The 20997-nt window shown below is 60.4% G+C and carries 26 protein-coding genes, 1 tRNA gene and 1 pseudogene; 13 read left to right on the plus strand and 15 right to left on the minus strand.

Annotated elements, in window-relative coordinates; genetic code table 11:
* Positions 1-273: 273 nt before the first annotated feature.
* Positions 274-363: transfer RNA gene (locus tag EOA19_RS19235), tRNA-Ser, on the plus strand.
* Positions 364-483: 120 nt separating this feature from the next.
* On the opposite strand, the gene EOA19_RS19240 is transcribed toward EOA19_RS19235, so the two are convergent.
* Both EOA19_RS19240 and EOA19_RS19245 read right to left on the minus strand, forming a co-directional pair.
* Positions 484-885, minus strand: coding sequence for a hypothetical protein (locus tag EOA19_RS19240; protein ID WP_128304493.1), 402 nt, complete (start codon positions 883-885; stop codon positions 484-486).
* Between the two features lie 249 nt (positions 886-1134).
* Positions 1135-1866 carry a hypothetical protein gene (locus EOA19_RS19245; RefSeq protein ID WP_128304494.1) on the minus strand — a complete coding sequence of 244 codons (732 nt, stop codon included), beginning with the start codon at positions 1864-1866 and terminating at the stop codon, positions 1135-1137.
* Between the two features lie 274 nt (positions 1867-2140).
* Here EOA19_RS19245 and EOA19_RS19250 point away from each other — a divergent pair, with 274 nt between their 5' ends.
* Entirely contained in the window at positions 2141-2368 is a 228-nt protein-coding gene (locus EOA19_RS19250; RefSeq protein WP_128304517.1) for a helix-turn-helix transcriptional regulator, read from the plus strand.
* 543 nt (positions 2369-2911) lie between these two features.
* Here EOA19_RS19250 and EOA19_RS19255 read toward each other — a convergent pair.
* A complete protein-coding gene (locus tag EOA19_RS19255) occupies positions 2912-3205 on the minus strand; it encodes a hypothetical protein (protein ID WP_128304495.1) in 294 nt (97 codons plus the stop codon).
* Between the two features lie 59 nt (positions 3206-3264).
* Here EOA19_RS19255 and EOA19_RS19260 point away from each other — a divergent pair, with 59 nt between their 5' ends.
* A complete protein-coding gene (locus EOA19_RS19260) occupies positions 3265-3453 on the plus strand; it encodes a hypothetical protein (protein WP_128304496.1) in 189 nt (62 codons plus the stop codon).
* Here the strand turns inward: EOA19_RS19260 and EOA19_RS19265 are convergent.
* Positions 3450-4169, minus strand: coding sequence for an SOS response-associated peptidase (locus EOA19_RS19265; RefSeq protein ID WP_128304497.1), 720 nt, complete (start codon positions 4167-4169; stop codon positions 3450-3452). The two genes, EOA19_RS19260 and EOA19_RS19265, sit on opposite strands and share 4 nt — an antisense overlap.
* A gap of 80 nt (positions 4170-4249) precedes the next feature.
* Between EOA19_RS19265 and EOA19_RS19270 the strand changes: the two genes are divergently transcribed.
* Complete coding sequence (locus EOA19_RS19270; RefSeq protein ID WP_128304498.1) at positions 4250-4483, plus strand: hypothetical protein; 234 nt, start codon at positions 4250-4252, stop codon at positions 4481-4483.
* Positions 4484-4494: 11 nt separating this feature from the next.
* On the plus strand, positions 4495-4740 hold the full coding sequence (locus tag EOA19_RS19275) for a hypothetical protein (RefSeq protein ID WP_128304499.1): 246 nt from the start codon (positions 4495-4497) through the stop codon (positions 4738-4740).
* On the opposite strand, the gene EOA19_RS19280 is transcribed toward EOA19_RS19275, so the two are convergent.
* The gene (locus tag EOA19_RS19280; RefSeq protein ID WP_128304500.1) at positions 4737-4964 is read right to left on the minus strand and encodes a hypothetical protein; all 228 of its coding nucleotides are present in this window, start codon (positions 4962-4964) and stop codon (positions 4737-4739) included. The genes EOA19_RS19275 and EOA19_RS19280 overlap by 4 nt on opposite strands.
* Positions 4964-5827, minus strand: a complete 864-nt coding sequence (locus tag EOA19_RS19285; RefSeq protein ID WP_128304501.1) for an RNA ligase family protein — start codon at positions 5825-5827, stop codon at positions 4964-4966. Before EOA19_RS19285 ends, EOA19_RS19280 begins: the two co-directional genes overlap by 1 nt.
* A 111-nt stretch (positions 5828-5938) precedes the next feature.
* Here EOA19_RS19285 and EOA19_RS19290 point away from each other — a divergent pair, with 111 nt between their 5' ends.
* Entirely contained in the window at positions 5939-6127 is a 189-nt protein-coding gene (locus EOA19_RS19290) for a DUF3606 domain-containing protein (RefSeq protein ID WP_128304502.1), read from the plus strand.
* A 437-nt stretch (positions 6128-6564) separates the two neighbouring features.
* Positions 6565-6774, plus strand: coding sequence for a hypothetical protein (locus EOA19_RS19300; RefSeq protein WP_128304504.1), 210 nt, complete (start codon positions 6565-6567; stop codon positions 6772-6774).
* Between the two features lie 38 nt (positions 6775-6812).
* On the opposite strand, the gene EOA19_RS19305 is transcribed toward EOA19_RS19300, so the two are convergent.
* From EOA19_RS19305 to nanR, 9 genes are all read right to left on the minus strand, one after another.
* A complete protein-coding gene (locus tag EOA19_RS19305; protein WP_206638057.1) occupies positions 6813-7721 on the minus strand; it encodes a hypothetical protein in 909 nt (302 codons plus the stop codon).
* The gene (gene ugpC, locus EOA19_RS19310) at positions 7718-8812 is read right to left on the minus strand and encodes a sn-glycerol-3-phosphate ABC transporter ATP-binding protein UgpC (RefSeq protein WP_128304505.1); all 1095 of its coding nucleotides are present in this window, start codon (positions 8810-8812) and stop codon (positions 7718-7720) included. Before ugpC ends, EOA19_RS19305 begins: the two co-directional genes overlap by 4 nt.
* Before the next feature lie 11 nt (positions 8813-8823).
* Positions 8824-9672: a carbohydrate ABC transporter permease gene (locus EOA19_RS19315; RefSeq protein WP_031213481.1), complete on the minus strand. Its 849-nt coding sequence runs from the start codon at positions 9670-9672 to the stop codon at positions 8824-8826.
* Entirely contained in the window at positions 9672-10673 is a 1002-nt protein-coding gene (locus tag EOA19_RS19320; RefSeq protein WP_245273236.1) for a sugar ABC transporter permease, read from the minus strand. Before EOA19_RS19320 ends, EOA19_RS19315 begins: the two co-directional genes overlap by 1 nt.
* Positions 10674-10700: 27 nt before the next feature.
* On the minus strand, positions 10701-12356 hold the full coding sequence (locus tag EOA19_RS19325; RefSeq protein ID WP_128304506.1) for an extracellular solute-binding protein: 1656 nt from the start codon (positions 12354-12356) through the stop codon (positions 10701-10703).
* 120 nt (positions 12357-12476) lie between these two features.
* Positions 12477-13529, minus strand: coding sequence for an NAD(P)-dependent oxidoreductase (locus EOA19_RS19330; protein WP_128304507.1), 1053 nt, complete (start codon positions 13527-13529; stop codon positions 12477-12479).
* 14 nt (positions 13530-13543) lie between these two features.
* Positions 13544-14320 (minus strand): aldolase/citrate lyase family protein, encoded by a 777-nt coding sequence (locus tag EOA19_RS19335; RefSeq protein ID WP_128304508.1) that lies wholly within the window; start codon positions 14318-14320, stop codon positions 13544-13546.
* Positions 14321-14366: 46 nt separating this feature from the next.
* Positions 14367-14672, minus strand: coding sequence for a putative quinol monooxygenase (locus EOA19_RS19340; protein ID WP_023811937.1), 306 nt, complete (start codon positions 14670-14672; stop codon positions 14367-14369).
* The gene (nanR, locus tag EOA19_RS19345; RefSeq protein WP_023811936.1) at positions 14672-15379 is read right to left on the minus strand and encodes a transcriptional regulator NanR; all 708 of its coding nucleotides are present in this window, start codon (positions 15377-15379) and stop codon (positions 14672-14674) included. The genes EOA19_RS19340 and nanR overlap by 1 nt, the downstream gene beginning before the upstream one ends.
* Positions 15380-15556: 177 nt before the next feature.
* Between nanR and EOA19_RS19350 the strand changes: the two genes are divergently transcribed.
* From EOA19_RS19350 to EOA19_RS19375, 6 genes and pseudogenes are all read left to right on the plus strand, one after another.
* Positions 15557-15736, plus strand: coding sequence for a hypothetical protein (locus EOA19_RS19350; protein WP_128304509.1), 180 nt, complete (start codon positions 15557-15559; stop codon positions 15734-15736).
* A gap of 879 nt (positions 15737-16615) precedes the next feature.
* Complete coding sequence (locus tag EOA19_RS19355; RefSeq protein WP_127296135.1) at positions 16616-17320, plus strand: heme-binding protein; 705 nt, start codon at positions 16616-16618, stop codon at positions 17318-17320.
* On the plus strand, positions 17317-19197 hold the full coding sequence (locus EOA19_RS19360; protein ID WP_128304510.1) for a methanol/ethanol family PQQ-dependent dehydrogenase: 1881 nt from the start codon (positions 17317-17319) through the stop codon (positions 19195-19197). The genes EOA19_RS19355 and EOA19_RS19360 overlap by 4 nt, the downstream gene beginning before the upstream one ends.
* A gap of 58 nt (positions 19198-19255) precedes the next feature.
* A complete protein-coding gene (locus tag EOA19_RS19365; protein ID WP_245486218.1) occupies positions 19256-20047 on the plus strand; it encodes a substrate-binding domain-containing protein in 792 nt (263 codons plus the stop codon).
* Positions 20044-20577 carry a c-type cytochrome gene (locus EOA19_RS19370; RefSeq protein ID WP_128304512.1) on the plus strand — a complete coding sequence of 178 codons (534 nt, stop codon included), beginning with the start codon at positions 20044-20046 and terminating at the stop codon, positions 20575-20577. Before EOA19_RS19365 ends, EOA19_RS19370 begins: the two co-directional genes overlap by 4 nt.
* Positions 20574-20997 (plus strand): annotated as a pseudogene (locus EOA19_RS19375) (cytochrome c oxidase subunit II); the annotation flags it as partial. The gene EOA19_RS19370 and the pseudogene EOA19_RS19375, both read left to right, overlap by 4 nt.

Here is a 20997-nt window from a genome sequence, read left to right on the forward strand (position 1 = left end):
ATGGAAGCACTGCAGCGCCTCACAATCTCGGGCAACGCCCGCGGCGGGCTTCTTCTTCATGCACCATTGGACCGCGATGGTCCCGGTGCTCGATCCCGACAAGCTCAGAGTCTGCCCAGGACAGCAGAAGCGACGCAGCGGTGGTTGACGCAGCCCTCAATGCCGCTTTACAGGAATGAGGCGTGAACCAGCCGGGAGCGCCTTCGGTGCCAATCCGGTGCCAACAGGCCAAACGGGTTGGCCCGCGTAACCAAGTGGTTGGAAAATCACGATGGAGGAATGGCCGAGCGGTTTAAGGCACCGGTCTTGAAAACCGGCGTGGGTGCAAGCTCACCGTGGGTTCGAATCCCACTTCCTCCGCCATAAAATCGGCTATCGTATTGATTCAACTGTGCTTTCTGATCTGTCCGATATTAGTTCCTAACTCAGTTCCTAGCGTTCGCAAACGATGAACCCGTCCCATAGCTGACGTGCGTATTCACGTTACAAGGGCAGGCCGATCGACAGGAAGCTATCGGGATTGCCATCTGCGTTCAGCTGTTCGAGCGTTTCAAGGTGCTTCGCGGTGGCAAACCAATTAACGATGAACTGGCCATGGTTGATCCAAAGGCCGCCCCCCGGTGGCATTAGGTTTGTGTTGATGACTGATGTCTTGCTGGAGTAGCGCAGGGGCATTTCTCCCGCCGCACCTTTCTCAGCATTGATTTTCTCGATTGCCTCTTGGTGTTTTGTAGCTGCTTCGTGCGAAACTATGAACTCACCGCCGTGCATCAAACCGCTCAATTCAAAGACGCCTCCCCCAACATGAACGTACATCGGAATATCGTCGTTTGTTCCATGTCGACCCACGACGAGCCCACCGAGACGCGCATCAGTAATGCGCATAGCCTCCAGCTCCCCGAAGAAGTCTGTGAACGTGAGGCGATAAGTGGGCGTCGAGCACTTTGGACATTCGGCGCTTAGAAGAGGCACAGCCGTCTCGCAGACCCGGCACGGTGACTGTGATGCAATATCCACGCAGCACTGAACCATTTCGCAATGCCTCGCCCAAAATGTGATTCGCCAATGATGGGCTCTGGCCGAGAAAAAAGCAGCCCGCCACCGTGAGGCAGCGGGCTAATACGACAGCGCGTATCAGGCTGCGCCGCTTTCCGAGGCCTTGACCGCGTCTTCCAATGCCTCTTCCGGCAGGAACGACCAGAGCAGCGCATCAACGTCCTCGGGCTGGAGGTCTCCGAATTTGCCGGTGGCGAATTCCTTCAAGAACTCGGCCTTGAACCGGTGTTCTTCCATTGTGGTGCAACGGTAGGCGCATACGGCATTGATCGCATAGCGTTCGGCGTCGCAAGACTCGTTGCGTTCGTTGATCGCCTGTTCAAGCCCCACAGCGCTCCGCCGTGCGCGCTCTTCCTTGATCAGCCTCTTCAACGTTCGCAGATCGGCCTGTTCGGCCTTGCGAAGTGCAACGGTCGACTGCTTGCCGAGATCCGGCGCCACCTTGGCGAGCGTCGTCAGCTTCTGTTGCTGCTCGGCGTACCGGCGCTTGATGTCATCCCTCAGATCGGCCTCGATGCTCTCCAGTTCGCTGTAGCGAAGACTGCGCGACTGGCCGCCGCCAATGGACAAGGGGACGTAGAGTTCGGCGGTCTTCGGCAGATATGCATCTTCCAGGCCGTTGGTCGCATCGATCGCGGCAATGAAGCGAGCGTAGGCAGCGTGCTTTGCCTCGATGAGGCCTTGCAGCTCACGAGACACCATAGGGGCCGATGCGTGCCCTGCCCTGGCCTCTTGGCCGGCGACAGCTATAGCAGCCGTGGCGATTGCTGATGACGCGAGAAGGGCGCGACGATCGACATGCTGGTTCATGAAACTCTCCGGTACAGAATTCGAGACAACGGGCTCTCGACCCGCACGCGCATGCCAGAACATCAGCACCTTACGTACAAAGTCGAAGCGGTGTGGATTGCGGGGATAAATGGGCTTGCCTTCGGCGCCTGCCCGAATGTGAGTTCGGCATGATTTCCTCCATCGGGTGTTAGCGATTTTCGCTATTGGTAACTATAAACGCTATTAACCAAGGCGCAAGCGTTATTCGATATGGCTGGCGTTTATCGCTCATATGGACTATTGGAGAAGAATGATGACCCCCGCTCAATGCCGCGCTGCTCGTGCCCTTCTCAATTGGTCCCAGCAGGATACCGCCGAGGCAGCGAAGATTGGCAACGCGACAATCCGCAATTTCGAGGCCGGTCGATCAACGCCACAAAATGCCACGCTTGACGTGCTTCAGCGCGCATTCGAGACAGCTGGCGTGGAGTTAATCCCAGAGAATGGCGGCGGAGTCGGGGTAAGGATGCAGAAGCCGTGACCGCGAACACACCCCGCGCGCGCACGTCGGCGAAGCGGCGACAAGCCACCTCCATGAGCCCTGCACAGCCCATAACGTGGCACCCTGCTGCAACTGCGGCCAGGCGCCCTCGCCTTGCTAGGCGGAAGCCCGCGCCACTTGCGGGAGGCGCGGGCCGATCGGGAGGCCGGTGAAGGTCCCGATCTTCGGCAGTGATGGGGTGAGCATCGCTTGCCGCGAGCATAAATAGTTAGAAGTGGCTAATGTTCCTTCAAGCCGGCTTGTCCCGATCGAATGTCGGTTTCCAGTCGCGATTTCGCTCCCGCTGCTGGCCTGCATAGTCAGGAATGCATGTGAAGAACACCGGTCGTCGGTCGCGCCCTGCTGCCTTGCAATCCGAGCATGCGAAGAGTCCGACAAGATCCCAATGCATCGAGCCGTGGCCAGGACCAAGCCTCTCTATCAGCGCCCGGATGTCGAGCCTTGTTGATTTGCAGCACATGGCGTGACCGCAATTCACATAGACGGTTTCGCGGGCCGCCAAGGTATCGGCGAGTGTCTTTGTCACCCCCGGAAGCGTTCGGTGTGCCAGTGGATCTTGCCATCTATCCTCATGGGCTTGTGGATCACCAGGCGCTTTGGCAAATGCTCTGGATGCACCTCCAGCAGCGTGATCTTGATCTGAGGTTTGCACCGGCTGCAATCGAACTTCAGCGTCTGCGGATCGACGCCGCCGCCGTAGACCATCATCAGGTCGGCCGATCGGCAGTAGCGGACATTGCCGCAGCTGCATTCCGCTTTCACGAGCATATTGTGCCGGGTAGCTTTGCCGAGCGTGTCGATCGGTTCGTGTGCCATGAGAACAGAAAAGGAACATTTTCCTTGCCCGTCAAGTATGACTGTGGAATCTTTCTGCCATGAGCGACGAAGCAGCGAGACTAGCCGAAGGCATGACGCCGGCACAGCGCGACCGCGTGAAGGTGCTTGGCCATACGTGCGAGCGTGACGGCTGTGGCAAGGTCGCCGGCTGGGGATTTGCCCGGCCGCGCAGGGAATCACATTGGTTCTGCTATGAGCACCGCGGCGACGGCGATCAGTATCTCTAGACGTCGAACAAATCCGTCGGCCCCAAACCGATCTCGTCGATGATGTCGGGCGTGTTGTTGCTTGGTTTCCCGACTTTGCTGTCGATCGGCCACATCTTCATTAGGTCGGATGGATAGGGCCTCATGAGGTCGCGAGGATCTGTTTCCGGCCCGAGCCAGCGCATGTAATCAGCCGGCGCCAGAATAACCGGCATACGGTCATGGATCGTCGCCATCAACGTATTTGGCTCGCAGGTGACGACAGCGAAGGTCCGGATCAACTCGCCGGTCGCCTTGTCGGCATATTCTTCCCAGATTCCAGCCATGGCAAAAGGATCGTCATCCTTCATCGCGATAGCGTAAGGCTGTTTTTTCTTGCCCGAAGGGTCGAGCTTTTGCCATTCGAAATAGCCGTCGACAGGCACCAGGCACCGGCGCGCGGCATATGCCTTCCGGAACAGGCCGTTGCTGGCAATGGTCTCGCAGCGCGCATTGACAGGCGGCGGACGGCCGCCGCCATCGCGCGCCCAGCCGGGAACAAGTCCCCACTTCGCAGAAACGAAACCGGCCATGCTCGTGGAAAGCTCTTCGCGGATAATGATTGGATAGGTCAGGCTGGGCGCACCGTTCCAGATCGGAAACCCATTGCCCAAGCGCTCGATGTCGCCAGGGTGCGCGAACTCGAAGCGCCGCACCATGTCCGGGATTGTCGATTTTACGAAAACGCGTCCACACATTTTAGGGTCGTCTCATTGACAAGGATCGAGGCCCGCCCAAAATGGGAACGGAGTGAGAACGAGTCAAGGCTGTCGTAGTTATGCCGAAGAAGCCAAAGGACGTGATGCTGCCAGCGGTATCGGGTGTCACAATCGACATCGATGACCGCGACAATCCCAAGGTCTGCCTGGTCGGGCTGTTGACCGCCGAGGGGAAGCGTTCCTTCACTCTGAGCGAAAACGGCGCGCGGATGATGGTGAAGGCGATCCATTCGTTTCTCGATCTTCTCGACGGATCTACATCCGAGACGAAGCCCAAAGGCCCCGCCAACTGAGAACGCAGCTCATGATCAATCCGCCCAAAAGACAGGACGAATATCAGGACCGGGCCATCGACTGCCAAGAGGCAATGGAGCCCGGCTTTCAGGCCATTGTCGACTGCATGATTGAGGTCGGTTGGACACGCGGCGAGGTTCTGAGGTCGCTGAAGCGGCTCATCGCCGCCGACAACATGACCCAGAAGGAGAACGCCAAGTTGGAGACGCAACTCGCAATTGCGCGGGCCATGTTGCGCGCCGGCAAGCCGCTCTAACGCTCGCTGACGCCGGCCTCATCAACTTCCGCTTCCATCTGATCACTGACAGGCTTGACCTTGCCGGCGTCGGCCAAAGGAAGGTCATCAAAACCCTGCAGCCAAGCGTCGGCCTGTTCTCCCCAATACTCCGGTACTGAGCGCTCCTTACCGTCCTTGCGCGCTTGGGCGCCATACATCCAGGCATAGGTGATGCGCTCCTGGTCTTTCTTGGCAACCGCCATTATTCCTCCTCACGGTAATCGAGCAGCTTCGCGTGGCGTAGTTGCTCCTCACCTTTCAGGAACTTCACGCGGCCGACAAGACCCGGCTTCAGCCATTCCGCCTTGTCCCTCTTCAGGCCTTTCGGCACAGGGCCGCCCACCTTTCCCTGCACGCGCTCCCAGAGGCGCTTGCGTTTGTCGAATTTGAAATTGACATTGGCGGTGCCGAGATAGCGGCCGTTGTCCGCCATTAGCACCCTTGCCGCTTGCCCCGGGTCACGCTGGACGCCGATGATGTCCATCTCCTTTTCATCATAGCACTTGATCTTGCGCCAGTTCATCGTCGGGCCGCTGCGATAGAGACTGTCCCGGCGCTTTGAGACGATACCTTCCTGTCCGGTCTGGTCGGCAAGGTAGTAGACCGCGTCGCCCGTGCCGGGCATGGCCTCGCTGAATTGAATGCGGCCGCCGCCCTCGATCATTCCCTGCAGGATCTCGCGCCGGTCATCGAGCGGCATGCTGCGCAGGTCGTGTCCCTTTAGGTGCAGCAAATCGAAGGCGACGAGATAATAGTCCTGATAGGTCTCGCGGCTGCTGACCGCCGACTGCAGCGAATGGAAATCGGAGCGTCCAGCCTCATCAACCACGATGGCTTCACCCTCAATGATGAAGTCGTCGGCTTCGATCGCCGCAGCTTGGTCGGCAAGAACCTTGTACCGTGCAGTCCAGTCGTACCCTCTCCTGGTCAGCACTCGGATGCCGTCTTCGTCCTTGATGATCTGCGTGCGGTACCCGTCGAACTTTATTTCGTGAATCCAGTCGTCACCCTCTGGCGGGTTATCGACAAGCTCCGGCTCCATCGGCTTGATGAACTTCAAATGCATGAACCGACCCACACCGGCGATTCAATCAGCTTTAGCTAAAATAGTTCCAGAAAGGATGAACAATGCGGACCGGTGCGCGTTGCGGATCAACAACCCCTAGGAGGAACACCAATGGCCGACGACAAGAGCAAGCGTGATTTCCGCGACCGGGACCGGGTATCAGGCGACGAAGAATATGAGGTCGGTTATCTCGCCAGCAGGTTTCAGCTTACGATCCCCGAAGTGCGGGAACTCATCGAAAAACACGGCCATGATCGGGAGACGCTGGAGCGAGAAGCAAAAGCTCTGGGTAGTAAATGACCAATCTATCGGACCTTGGACCACCTATCCCCGGCAAGCAGCACGGCGGCGAGCCTGCCGACGAGGACGACAACTTCTATACCTGTCCGAGTTGCGGTCAGCAGGTCGACATGCGTGACCTTCGCCAAGTCATTTGGCACGAACAGCCAAAGCACAAGCCGCTATTGTCGCTGGTAGAGTAGAACCCGCTGCCCCATTCACGGCGGCAGCGGGCGTGTCCAAAAGAGGACGTGCCGGGAGGGCGGTCCCTGCCAAGCCATAACTATTAGCATTACATGATGTTCCATCAGAGGTGAGCCGGCACGTCGGACGAGATGCGGGTTGCCATGCTCTCCCAATGGGCGCAAACTCAATCGGTCGCTTCAAAAGCAAGAACAAACAGGCATGAGGCGTTTGGGAGCGATCATCAGGCTTTCGCCCGACCAGGGAGAAAGCCGATGTCAACACCGGCACAGATCCGGCTCGCGTATTTGATGAGCCAGCTTGCTCACACCGAAAATATCGTTTCCAAGCAAGATATCATCGTGGGTTTGCTGGATCACGAAGGCAGTCCGACGGCGGACGCCACGCAACTTTTGGCGGACATGCACCACTTGCTGCAACGGACCCGCAAAAGCTTGTATGCGGAGACCGCAGCCCGGACATAGAACAATCGGCGAGGCCAGCGGGCAGGTTTGGAGCCTTTTCACCCCTCCGAAAAGTGACTGGTTATACGCGCGAAAAAGCCCGCCACCTTTCGGCAGCGGGCTCCTGGAGAGGCAGGCCATTTGGGGACGGGTGCTGCCCCAACAAGTTTCCTTTTGTCAATGCGAGGCACTCGGCCGGCCGGTCCGCCAATCGTCACTTTGATCGGCGGGTCAGGATTTTCAGACATCGGCGCAAGAAGCGTCCCCGACATATGCAGCCGGACGGCCTGGGTGAATTTCTGGCCCTTGGGCAGTCTGTAGGGCCACGGGCGACGCAAGGGACGAACATAGGTTTTATAGGATGCGTCAGACCAATTGCGTTGATCCTCCATCTCAAAGGCATCACCATCCATGGTGCAGGTGGCCCAGATCCCAGGCGCGATCTCATGTGACAACGCGCGCACGTCGGTGAACGGACATTCCGGATCAATAAAGTCCGGAAAATGCGAAAGCCTTTCGAGACCATCTTGATGCAGGACCCGCACCGGCTTGCCGGCCAAATCTGCTATGGGATGCAGCACGACAAAGCCGGTCCGGTTGGTCAAAAGGTCGGTCTCAGGCTCTGCTTCTGTCACAAACGACAGCGCACCATCGCTACTGCCCGAAACGCGTGCCCGGTAAACCAGGCGGCCGGATGTTGCGGCACATGTTGCACGGTATTCAATGGCGAACGCATCCGGCCTCTCGTCGATCCGCAGATCATCGAGAACGGGGGTACATGTTCCCCAGTTTTCGTCCCGTACAAGAAACGAGATTCCGCGCAAGATCTCGATCGTCCCGATGCGGATGTAACGCAACGCCCCATTGTCGAACGCGACCGACAAGGGGCCGGCGCGCAGTGTGCGCAGCGGTGCCTCGTGCTGTTCGGTGCCACATAAGCGGACTGCCAGAGAAGCTGTCGAGGTCAAATTGCTCGCTCCGTCGTGGCGTCGAAGATCGAGGCCCGGTTCATGTTGATGTCGATCGCAAGCTTCTCGCCCGGACGGCTGACATCGTGCGCCTGCAGCTCAGCCATCACCGGCGCGCCGGCCAGTCGGAACGTCGCGTAGCTGCGCGAGCCGGTCGGCTGCAGCAGGTCGATCGTTGCCTCATAGCGAAACGTGCCCTGCTCCGGCGTGGCAGTGTGCGCCCGAGTGAGATGTTCTGGCCTCAACCCGAGCAGCACCTGCTGTCCGTCTGCGACGCCCTTCAGCCCCCTGCCCGGCGCTAAGGGCAGCAGCGCGTCCGCGAGCCGGATGGCGGCGGCGCGTCCGTCCAAGGCAAGGATGCCTGGCAGGAAGCTCATCCGCGGCGAACCCAGGAACCCAGCGACGAAGGTTGAGGCCGGCTGCTCGAACAACTCGAGTGGCGCGCCCTGCTGCTCTATCAACCCGTCGCGCATCAGCACGATGCGGTCAGCCAACGTCATCGCTTCGATCTGGTCATGGGTGACGTAGATCATCGTTGTGGCAATGTCCTGGTGAAGGCGTTTGATTTCGCCGCGCATTTCGTCGCGAAGCTGTGCGTCGAGATTGGACAGTGGCTCGTCGAACAAAAAGATGCGGGGATTGCGGACTATGGCGCGGCCGATGGCGACGCGCTGGCGCTGGCCACCGGACAGCTGACGCGGAAAACGCCCCAGCAAGGGAGTGATGCCAAGCATGCGTGCCGCCTCGGCCACGCGCACCTCGACCTCTGGCTTCGGCATCTTGCGAGCCTTGAGGCCGAAGCCAATGTTCTTGGCCACGCTCATATGCGGATAGAGCGCATAATCTTGAAACACCATTGCCACGTCGCGATCGCGCGGCCGGAAATCATTGACCACTTCGCCGCCAATCTCGATCGTGCCTTGTGAGCTCTCCTCCAGTCCTGCGATGGTCCTCAGCAGAGTGCTCTTGCCGCATCCGGAGGGTCCAACCAGGACAGTGAACTCGCCGTCGGGGATGTGGAGGTCAATGCCGCGCACCGCATGGAAGGCGCCGTAGCGCTTGTGCAAGCCGGTGATTCTGACTTCGGCCATGCCTTCCCTTCCTATCCGCGAACGGCGCCGAGCGTCAGCCCGCGCACGAGATGTCGTTGAGCAAGCACTCCAAGGGCGATCGATGGCACAAGGGAGACAATGGCAAGGGCTGCGGCTTCACCATATTGTGCGCCCTGGAAGCCGATGAAGGCTCGGAAGACCGTTGGCAGCGTAAAGGCAGTTCGGCTGGTCAAAATCAGAGCGAAGAAGAACTCCGTCCAGCAGGCAATGAAGGCGAAGACAGCCGCCGCGACGATGCCTGGTGCTGCGAGCGGCACGGCAACGCGCCAGAACGCCTCCCATCTCGTGCAGCCATCGACGAGGGCCGCCTCCTCCATCGACTTCGGCATGCCGCGGAAATAGGCAAACATCATCCAAACCGACACCGGTAGCGTGAAGACCGTGTAAGCTAGGATCAGCCCGATATGGGTGTCGTACAGCCCGACGCCACGATAGATAAGGAATACCGGCAGGACGATGCCTATCGGTGGCAGGAAGCGCTGCGACAGGACCCAGAAGGACAGATGCCGGCCGCCCGTGTTGTAGCGCGCCAGACTATAAGCCATCAGCGTGCCGATCAGTGCCGAAAGCACCGTCGCCGAAAGCGAAATAATCAGGCTGTTGATAAGCCCGTCGAGACCGCGATAGGTGAACAGCGCAGCTTCGTAGTGGACAAGCGTCGGTGCGGCAGGGAACCAGACAGGCGGTACGGTGAGGTAGTCGTCGCTGGGCTTGATGGAGGTGTTGAACATCCAGTAGAGCGGCCACAGCACAAACACCAGGAAGAACCCCAGCAGCAGAATTCGGCCGATCGGCAACGACCGGCGTTTCCTGCGGCGGGCGGGCGCGACGGCGGCCATTAGACCGGTTCTACCTTCAAGAGCCGACGCACCAGCAACGTCACGATGAGCGCCGTAAAGATCAGGAACAGCCAACTTCCTGCTGTTGCTTGCGATAGATGAAACTGCGTGAAGCCGACGGTATAGAGATAATAGGAGGCCGTGTAAGTTTGTGTTCCCGGGCCACCGCCTGTCATGATGAAAATGGTATCGAACATACGGATTGCGTCGAGCAGACGGAAGGTCAGGGCCAGCAGCATCATCGGCCCGAGATGCGGGAGCGTGATCGCCCAAAAAGCCTGCCAGGCGTTGACGCCGTCAAGTTCTGCCGCCTCATAGAGATTGGGTGGGATTGCGGTCAGCCCAGCGAGCAGGATGACGAACATGAACGGCGTCCACTGCCAGACATCGGCGATGATCAGCGAGATATAGAGCCACGGGCGCTCCGTCATCCATCCTATCGTAACCTCCTGCCCCAATAGTTGCGTCAGGATATAGTTGGTCGGTCCGAAAGGCCGCTGTAAAAGCAGCGTCCAGGCCTGGCCGACGATGACCGGGCTGATGAACAGCGGCACGATCAGGATCGACATGATCACACCGCGGCCCGGAAAGCTGCGCACCATTGTCAGCGCCACCAGGAGACCGAGCACGAATTCGATAGCGACGCTGATGCCCGACAGCCATGCTGTCAGCAACAGCGACCAACGTGCTACTGGATCGAACACGACCCGCTCAAAGTTCTTCAATCCGACAAAGGCGTGGCCCGGCACCTGGAAGTCGTAGTTGATGAAAGATACCACCAGCGAGAACAGAAGCGGATAGATCGAGAGCGCCAATATCAGCAGCACCGCGGGCGCCACCAGCAGCCACTTGAAGTGACGGTCTGCCCATTGGGCAAAGGCAGACAGCCGGGGCGGTGCGCCGGCGGCCTTCAAGCGACGGATCGTGGCGGTGGGCTGCATAGGCGTATCCAAAAATCGCCGCTTAGCGGGGAGGTGTTGCGAGCCAAGCGCCCGCAACACCAATTGCTCCAGACAGCATGCCTCCCCTCAGAGGGTGACCGCCAGGCCAAGTTTTTCCACCGTGTTGTCGGCAGTGGCGCCAGGCAGTTTCAAGAACTCGGTGTAGAAGCCTTTCTGCGAATCCACACCCAGTCGGTCGGTCGTCTCGTTCCACTCGGCGGCGGCCGTTTCAAGCGACGCCTTCGCATCCGCCCCAGCCCACACCGCGGTGCACATGCGGTCGATGCTCAAGAAGTAGTCCTGCGCGCCTGGCATGATCGGATCGAGCAGACCGACATTTGCCGAGTTGTTGAGGTTGGCAAGGTACTCCTTGGCACTGGGGAAGAGCGCGCCGTAGAGCTCGGACTTGAAGTGCGAGATGCGGTATGGGTCGCGTAGCGCATAGGGCAGCATGCAACGTGCCAGCGAGACGGGTGGCGAGCATACCCATTGCATGAACAGATACGCCGCCTCTGGGTTGGGCGAATCCGCGGACAGTGCCTTGTTGTAGCCGGTCGCATGTTCCGGATTTCCCGGAACGACGGCATAGCCGACCTTGCCAGCGATCTGCGACTGCGGAATGAAGTTGATTGCCGTGGCGGACTGCGAATAGTTCGCCGCCATACGGCCGCTAGGAGGCCAGGAATAGATCATCGCGACTTTGCCGGTCAGGAAAGCCGCCCACAAGGAAACGGCGTCGAGCTCGTTGTTGCCGGGGATCGAGGCCTTGTTTGCGGCGAGCATGTTTGTCAGCGTCTTGACGCCGGCATCCGACACCAAGCCGGCCTTCATGTCGTCTCCGAACAGTTTTCCGCCGTTGGCGCGGTACTGCTGCAGAAAGTCGAACTGATTGCCAGGGCTGCCCGCCTTGCGGAAATGTCCCGCGCCATAAACCTTTGGCGCCATCTGGTCGGTAATGAACTGGGCGATCTGGGCATATTCTTCCCAGGTCTTCGGCGGTCCAAGCTTGGCGTTGAACTTCGCCTGGTAAGCCTCCACCATTTTCGGATCCTCGAAGATGTCCTTGCGGTAGTAGAGAGCGAACATGTCGCCGTCGTCGAAGAACCCCCAGATCTTTCCCTTGTAGGTCGGCAGCGCCTTGTACAGGGGATGATAGTCCTCGAGGTCTGCCGGGTTCATGTATTTGGCGATGTAGTCGTCTAGAGGGGCAATGACGCCGCCATCGGCAAGCGACGGTGTCCAGGCCGGCGAGATGTCGAGAACGTCATAGGCACCCGAGCCGGCGATGTGCTCGGCGACTGCCTTGGAGTACTGGTCAGGGTTCGACAGTTCGACGACATTCGACTTCATCCCGGTAAGCTGCTCCCACATCGGCCCACTGAAATTGCGCGGATCGAGTGCCTGCAGGCCAGCCTCGTAGGTCATGTTGAGGGTGACGCCCGAATGCGCCTTGGCCGCCTCCGCCGCGCGAAAGGCGGAACCGTCCGCCGGCCCTTCCTTCGATGCTTTTAGGGCTGCGGCCTGCGCTTGGCCGAGCGGCGAGGTGGCGTCCGCCAGTTCCAGCGTCTGCTGCGCCATCGCCCAATCCGTCATCATCCCCAGCATCGGGCCGGACACGGCCAACATGCCGGTCATCTGACCGAAGCGGGTGATGAAAGTTCGGCGGGTGGTTTCGCCGCTCATGAAGGCGTCGACCTCTGCTTCGAGACCTGCCTGAAAGTCACGTTTTTCACGATCGTTCATAGTGCTTGGTCCTCCCATTTCCATTTGCTTCACTCGTCCGCCGGCGCTGCGGTCAAGCATTTCCTCCCGTAAGGTCGCCGCAAAGGGGCCGCGGCGGCGCGCCCAAAAATCAGTGTCCTCCTAGGTTCCGAAGCGGGCGGCGAGCCCCGACAGCCTGGTCTTCCACAGCTCGCTCGAAAGAACCTCGCGATTGACCACGCCGCGCGGCTCCCGACCGCGCTGCACCTCCATTACCGCTTTGACGTCGGCGGCACCGTTGCCGGCAAAGCACTGGTCGGTCCAGCAAAGTGCGTGCGGCGCCAGGATCACATTGTCGAGTTTGAGGATCGCATCGTCTGCGTCGGGAGGCTCTTGTTCCAGCACGTCGAGACCGGCGCCGGCGATGCGGCGCTCCTGCAGCGCTTGCGTCAGCGCTTTCTGGTCGACGATCGGGCCGCGCGCGGTGTTGATCAGGTAAGCTGTCGGCTTCATCAGGGCGATCCGCTCAGCGTTGACTATGTGGTGGGTCTGAGGCGACAGGGGGCAACTGACCGACAGCACGTCGGCGCGGCGAAACAGATCCTCCAGCCCGACCAGCTCGACGCCCAGGTCGGCAGCAACCCTCTTGTCGGCAAACGGGTCATGGGCAATGAATTGCATGTCAAAGGGCTTCGCCAAGCGGAAGACCTCGGCACCGATGTTGCCGATGCCCAGTGACCCAAGCGAACGCCCGACGAGGCCGACCCCCATGTGATCGGAGCGCTTCTCGAAACCAACAGACCCTTTGCGGGTGAGCGCGTCCTTTGTCAGCAGTTTGCCGGTCAGTGCCAGCATGAAGGTGATGACGGATACGGCGACGGGGCGTCGCACGCCATCGGGCGTGATGACCAAGGCAATGCCGGCTGCGGTGCAGGCCTCAACGTCGACAGTGTCGTAGCCGACCCCGAAGCGGGCAACGACGGCCAGGCGTCCGCTCCTGGGGACACTCGTGGCATCGAAGCGATGGGCGAGGAGGATCAGCGCATCGAAATCCTCAAGTTGGTCGGCGCGAAGCGGACTGTTTGACTCCAGGAACACCATCTCGACGCCCGTCGCATTGCGCAGTGGCACCAGATCGAAATCTGGGTAGGTCGGCGAGCCGTCCGGCTTGCGGAAATCACCGGAAAGCGCCACCCTGAATTTTACGCTGTCCATCGTCTCCTCCGCTCCTATTCGCACCCGGCGCGGATCTTGGAAACCGCGTCGGCGATCGCGTCGTGCAGAATCCAAACGTCGCCTGAATAACAAATAAAATCAAAGCCTTGTGCGCAGAAGTCGTGTCCCTGCGCGACGTTGGGAACCAAGCGTCCAAGCGATTTGTTGTGCTTCTTGGCGGCGGCAACGATTTTGGCCATTGCAGCAGAGAAAGTGGGGTGGGCGAAGTCGCCAGGAATGCCGAGCGAGACGGACAGGTCGAAATGTCCGACCCACAGACAATCGACCCCGTCCAGTCCCGCGATGCCGTCAATGTTCTTGACGCCGTCGGCGGTCTCGATCAGGCAGATGAATGTCGAGCGCTTGTTGGCGGCTGAGAATTTATCAGCGACCGAGCCCGGACGGTAGCGGTCATGAGCGATCTGCAGCGCCACGCCGCGGACGCCGGCAGGGTGATATTTCATGGAATTGATGATGTGCTGCGCCTGCTCGACGGTACTCACCATCGGGGCGATCAGGCCTTCGGCCCCCATGTCCATGGCGCGGGCAAGGAAATGGTAGTCCTGCGATGGCACACGCACCATAACCGGCAGGTCGGCCGCTTCGAAATAGCGGATCGCACTCTTCACCGTTTCCAGGCTGAAGCCCGAATGCTCCATATCGAAAAAGACGAAGTCACAGCCAGCGGACTTCAGGATGTGACCTATACCCGGCGTCGCGAACTCGGCGACGAGCGTACCAAGTTTGACCCGCCTGTGAGAAGTTAACGCCCTGAGACTTGGCTCTGACATGCACTTCCTCCCGTTCGCCCAAAAGGGCCAATCCGCCTAGTTCTCGTCAATGCGTGGCCTCAAGAACGAGGTCGCAGGTCATCACCAACTTGGTCACGACGAGCGGCGCGCTCTGCGTATTGAATTCGTCGAAGTGAGCGGTGCGGCAGTGCTCCTCGAATGCGGCCTCGCTATCGTAAATCTCATAGAGCAGGACCCGGTCCGGTTCGCCGCGCGCCTCCGTCACGTCAAAGCGGCGGCAGCCGGCCTCGCTGCGCATCGACGCGGTTGCATTGGCGTCCACAAGTTCGCGGAATCTGCCCCGGGCACCCGGCTTGAGGCGGAAATCGACCCAGACCACGAAGCCCCTCATCACTTGGCACCTGCAATTTCCAGATAGCGCCTGGACACATATTCCAGATGCCTGCGCATAGCCGCTTCGGAGGCGTCTGGATCGCGCGCGGCGACGGCATCAAAGATTTCGCGATGAGCCTCATAGGCCTTGCGGTCTTCACCTTTGGCCAAAGTCGTGCGCCGCTGTTCGAGCAGCCATTCGGCCAACGCCGCGTGGATAGCTGTGAAGATTCGATTGCGGGTGATCACCGCCAGCACGTAGTGGAAGTCCACGTCGGTGCGCTCGAAGCGCGTCAGGTCCCCGATCGACTGTCGGTTGATTTCAAGCGCCTCTTTGAGACTTTCAATATCTTCTGGGGTGGCATTGATGGCGGCGTTGCGGGCAAGACCGACTTCGAAAAACAAACGCGCGCTCTGGAAGTCATGAACCCCGCCGGGGGCCGAAATCATGTGACGCGCCGGCCCCGAGAGGGCGTCGATCACGAATTGGGGCGTTGGCCGAGTGACGCGGGCGCGCTCGCCGGATTTCACCTCGACAAGGCCCATCTTGCTCAGATGCAGCAGGGCTTCGCGGATTGAAGGGCGCCCGACCCCAAACTGCCGCATGAGTTCCCGTTCGGATGGGAGCCGGTCGGCTTCGGCCAGCTCTCCCTCGCGGATCATCCGCTCAAGGTGCGCTGCAACCTCGTCCGAAAGCTTCCGCGGCTTGATCAGAACTCCGATCATTGGCATACCTGTTATACCAATACGCTATGGCCCCAGAGCGCCTCTGTCAACGATCCTTCTACCAACAGACGCTCGTGACCAAGTGAGAACGGTCATTGTTCTTCCTGTCAAACGAGTATCTATCGGCGTTCGCCCAACTGAGACGCCGCACAAAGTTGGAATGAATCTGGCGTAAAATTGGCTGGGCGCATCGACGCCGGCATCGAGGAGGCGCTCGCCCGCTTTGGCATCGATACTCGTGGCGCAGCAGACGGCTGGGGAGCGACACTCGACAGCGTATATGACGGAGCGATTGAGGCGCTGACCTCCCTTGATGCTAGCTTTGCAAAGGCACTAGCGATCATCGCCGAGGGCTGAGCACGGCAGACATCGATGCTACACAGCGCGTCATCGAACATCTTTTGACGCATTTCGCCTGACCAAAAGCGGGCGCAAGCAGTCCGGCGGCAACGGGCCGTAACCGGACTGTCAGGTCTCGGCAGGCATTTGAGATAAGCTGCCGTTCTCCATACGATCCCGAGTTGGACGATAAGGCCAAGCGTCCCAACAGCCAGAAGCGGACATCGTCAAACGAGTTTAATTTACGCAGCCAGGATCGACCTCGCAGTTCGGGCCGATGCGACACCCATCCGGAACGCCATAGCTCAAAACCCCTCAAGCGCTTCAGCGCAGCGTTGCAAAAGGTCAAGCTGCGTTGCGGACCTCGGGTCTGCCGTTCGTTCTCCTCCGTCACGGCTGGTATACGGAGAACCACACGCCTTCCGTGATCCCTGACCTCTCTGGGCAGCATGATCCCGACCGCTTCCTGCAACGGAGGGCGATCATTTCCACTAAATCCAATGCTTTATGAGGAAAGCCGGTGGTACCGTTGGCTGGGATCAGTTCGCCCATCAACCCACTGTTTTTGTCACGTTTTTCCTTCCTGCGGGGTGTTGTTTGTATCACAATATGTATCACAGCAGGCAGCACAATCTCGCCGCGGATAACGGCAACTTGCATCGGCGTACGAGGGGGCTGCGCAATTTTTTGCAGAAGCAGGAACATAGCTGCATCGCCCAAGTTAAATACCGACGGCATTGGATCACGGCTTCATTCTCGCATTTCCAGTCTGCCAGAGTGCTCCGGGATTCTTTGATGCTCGAACGAATGGGCAGGACAATGTATCGCTGTCAGCTTTTGCTATCAGCCTTTGGTCTGGTGTTGTTGACGGGTGGCCTGTTCCCACAGGGCCAAGCCATGGCACAGGCGCCCTGCCCGGCCGACCACGATAAGCTGCTCGCTGTCCTCAAGGCCAATGTGAAAGCAAGCGGCGGACCTGCCAACGGTGGCTTTGAGACCAACGAATGGGCCGCTATCGTCGCCCGCGACGGCGCCGTATGCGCGATCGCTTTCAGCGGTCCCACCGCCGATTCGCAATGGCCAGGCAGTCGCCTCGTCGCGGCAGAGAAGGCCAACACGGCCAATGGACTCAGCCTGGCGCAGATGGCCCTATCGACGGCCAATCTCTACGCGGGGGCGCAGCCGGGCGGGCCGCTTTTCGGCTTGCAGGAGACCAATCCGGTCAACCAGGCCGCGGCCTATGCGGGCGATCCCAAAACGTTCGGAAGCGCCAGCGATCCCCTCGTCGGCAAGCCGATTGGAGGCGTCGTTGTGTTTGGCGGCGGGCTTGCCCTCTATGACGGCAAGAGCATCGTCGGAGGCATCGGAGTCTCCGGAGATTCCTCATGCGCCGATCACAATGTCGCCTGGCGTGTTCGCGCGGCGCTCGGCCTCGACAAGGTTCCAGCCGGGGTCAATCCCAATCGCAAGGACGCCATCGTCTACGATCTCGATCCCGGGGGCAAAAGCGCATCGGGCTGGGGCCATCCGCTTTGTGCCGGCACCGAGGCTGACATCGCGGCGGAGCTAGGCGCCGGCGTGGGAGGCTCGATCCACAAATGAAAGGCATGCTGCACCCGGCACCGGCGCGCGTTGACGCAGGACGAGGCGCCCGCGCATTGGCGATCTGGAATTCTTTTCGCACCTGCATATTCTCGGTGATGCTGCTGGCATGCGGCCCATTCCTGAGTGGTGCCTCGGAGCCCCCATCGGCAGCGGCTATTGCGCCGCCCGCCGCCGCAGCGCCACCCGACGACGGGCAATGGACGATGCCAGCCAAGAACTACGCGTCGACCCGCTTCAGCGACCTGACCGAGATCAACGAAGGCAATGTCAAGAACCTGCAGGTCGCCTTTACCTTCTCGACCGGCGTGAACAAGGGCCAGGAAGCAGCGCCGCTGGTTGTCGGCAACATCATGTACATCGTCACGCCCTTTCCCAACATCGTCTACGCGCTCGACCTTTCCAGGCCCGGCGCGCCGATGAAGTGGAAGTACGAGCCCAACCCCGAGCCGGCGGCACAAGGGGTGGCCTGCTGCGATGTCGTCAACCGCGGCGCGGCCTTCGCCCACGGGCGCATCTTCTTCAACACGCTGGACGGCCACACGATCGCGCTCGATGCCGATACGGGCAAGCCGATCTGGAACGCTCATATCGGCAACATCAACATCGGCGAGACAATCACCATGGCGCCGCTGGTGGTGAAGGGAAAAGTTCTGGTCGGCAATTCCGGCGGCGAAATGGGCGTCCGCGGCTGGGTGAAGGCGCTGGATGCCGGAAACGGGCATGTTGTCTGGACGGCTTATGGCACTGGACCCGACAAGGATGTGCTGATCGGCCCGGACTTCAAGCCCCACTATGACATGGACAAGGGCACAGACCTTGGCGTGACGACATGGCCGCCGGAAGCCTGGAAGATCGGCGGCGGCAATATGTGGGGCTGGATCTCCTACGATCCGGACTTGAACTTGATCTTCCACGGCACAGGCAATCCAGGACCGTGGAATCCGGATTTGCGGCCCGGCGACAACAAATGGACGTCCGGTATTTTCGCGCGTGATCCCGATACCGGAGCGGCGAAGTGGTTCTACCAGTGGAGCCCGCATGACCTCCATGACTATGACGGCATCAACGAGCAGATCCTTCTGGACATGACCTGGCAAGGCAAGCCGCGCAAGGTCCTGGTCCGACCGGAACGCAATGGCTACCTCTATATCCTCGATCGAACCACTGGCGAAGTGCTGTCTGCCACAGCCTATGGCCCGGTCAATTCCAGCAAGGGTGTCGATTTGAAGACCGGCCGGCTGATTGCAAACCCCGACAAGAGAACCGGCACCGGCAAGGTGGTCCGAGATATTTGCCCGACAGCGTCCGGCCTCAAGGACTGGCAACCATCGGCCTTTTCGCCGAAGACCGGCCTGCTCTACATCCCCCACAACAATCTCTGCATGGACGAAGAAGGCGTCGAGGTAAACTACATCGCAGGCACACCCTATGTCGGCATGAACGTACGCATGATCCCCGGGCCGGGGGGCAATCGGGGTGCCTTTACCGCTTGGGATGTTACCGCGGCCAAGCCGGCCTGGGTCCTGAAAGAAAACTTCCCGGTGTGGAGTGGCACCGTCGTCACTGCCGGCGATGTCGTCTTTTACGGCACCATGGAAGGCTGGTTCAAGGCCGTCAGCGCCAGGACTGGCGATCTGCTTTGGCAGTTCAAGACATCGTCCGGCATCATCGGCCAGCCGATCACCTATCGCGGCCCCGATGGGCACCAATATGTCGCAATTCTGTCGGGCGTCGGTGGCTGGGCCGGCGCCATCGTTTCGGGCGACCTCGACCCACGCGATGCCACCGCGGCACTTGGCTTCGTCAACGCGATGAAGGATCTGAAGAACGCTACCACGGCGGGAGGCACGCTTTATGTGTTCCGGCTTCCTTGATCGATTGGACTTGACCGTCCGTCCGACGCGCAAGGCGTTCCAACGGGTGGCGATCGGCATGGCCGGGCTCGCCTTATTGCTCTTGCCGGCTATTGCCAATGCACGTGAGTTGAGAGTGTGCGCCGACCCGAACAACATGCCGTTTTCCAACGCGGCCGGTCAAGGCTTCGAGAACAGGATCGCGGAAATTATCGCCACTGATCTCGGCGCCAAGCTGACGTATACTTGGTGGGCGCAGCGCCGTGGCTTCATCCGCAACACGCTGAAGGCAGGCCTTTGCGATCTCGTGCCCGGCACGCCTGCCAATCTCGAAATGCTGCGCACCACCACGCCTTACTACCGTTCGTCCTATGTCTTCGTGACCCGCCAGGACGGCCCGGACGTGGCCTCATTCAACGACCCGCGGTTGCGAGAATTGCGCATCGGTGTTCAGCTCATCGGCGACGATGGCGCCAACTCGCCGCCTGTCCAAGCGCTTGGCCGCCGCGGCATCGTCGGACATCTGATCGGCTATCCCGTCTATGGCGACTACTCCGCTCCCAACCCTCCGGCGCGCATCGTCGAAGCTGTCGCGAACGGTGAGATTGATCTTGCCGTGGTCTGGGGTCCGCTCGCCGGCTATTTCGCCCAGAGGCAAAAGGTGTCGCTCCGGATCACGCCGGTCACGCCTCGCATCGACGGACCGCAACTGCCGCTGATGTACGACATCTCAATGGGTGTTCGGCGCGAGGACGATGCGCTGCGTGGCGATGTGAATAGCGCGCTTGCCAGACACAAGGCGGAGATCGACGCGGTTCTGGCGCAATACGGCGTACCGCGTCTGGACATGGCCGGGAGTCCGGCGCGATGAGGCAGGCTCTGGCGATGTTGCTGCCCTTGACGCTGGCCCTGGTCGCCTGCCAGCGTGAGGAGCGCGATACCCGGCCACAATCGGCGCTCGGCTCAGGCGAACAGCCGACACCGGTGACCGCGCTTGAGCCCGGCGGCCAGCGGCCTTCCGCCAGTGACAACAAGGCGGCGAGCTTCGAGGCGAACGCCTTTCACCTTAGCGAGGGCAAGCGCCTGTTCGGCTGGTTCAACTGCTCGGGCTGTCACGCCAATGGCGGTGGCGGCATGGGCCCGGCGCTGATGGACGAAAAGTGGCTCTACGGCAGCTCGATCGAAAGCATCCATGCCACGATCCGCGACGGGCGACCAAACGGGATGCCGAGCTTCCGCCAGAAGATACCCGACGACCAAATCTGGGAACTTGCGGCCTTCGTACGCGCACTGAGCGGCAACGCGCCCTCCTCCGCCGCGCCGCAGCGCAACGACGATATGATGGTGCACCCGTCTGAAAACCGCCTGCCGGATGCCGCGACGCTGGGAAAGTCGCCGTGAGACGGCTCGCCTTCATGGCGCTTGCCCCCTTCTGTGTCCTGCTTCTGCAGGGATGCGCAGGCTGGCAGTCGGCGCTGGACCCGAAAGGCCCCGCAGCCGACGAGTTGGCCTGGCTGATCTGGTTCTTCACCGCGCTTTGCGCGGTTGTGTGGGTGCTGGTGATGATCGCGCTCGCAGCACCGCTGGTCATGCGATCGCGTCCCGGCGATGAACCCCTCTTACTCGACGAAGCGGCCGAACGCCGCAAGATGCGCGTGGTCGGGTCCGCCGTCGGACTGACCGCCATCATCCTGATCGGACTGACGCTGCTAAGCTTTTTCGCCAACAGGACGCTGGCTGCGATCGGCTCGGAGGCTGTGCTGACAATCAGGGTGACCGGGCACCAGTGGTGGTGGGAGTTGCGCTACGAGGATGCTACGC

The sequence above is a fragment of the Mesorhizobium sp. M7A.F.Ca.US.010.02.1.1 genome, assembly GCF_004023085.1.
Lineage (GTDB): Bacteria > Pseudomonadota > Alphaproteobacteria > Rhizobiales > Rhizobiaceae > Mesorhizobium.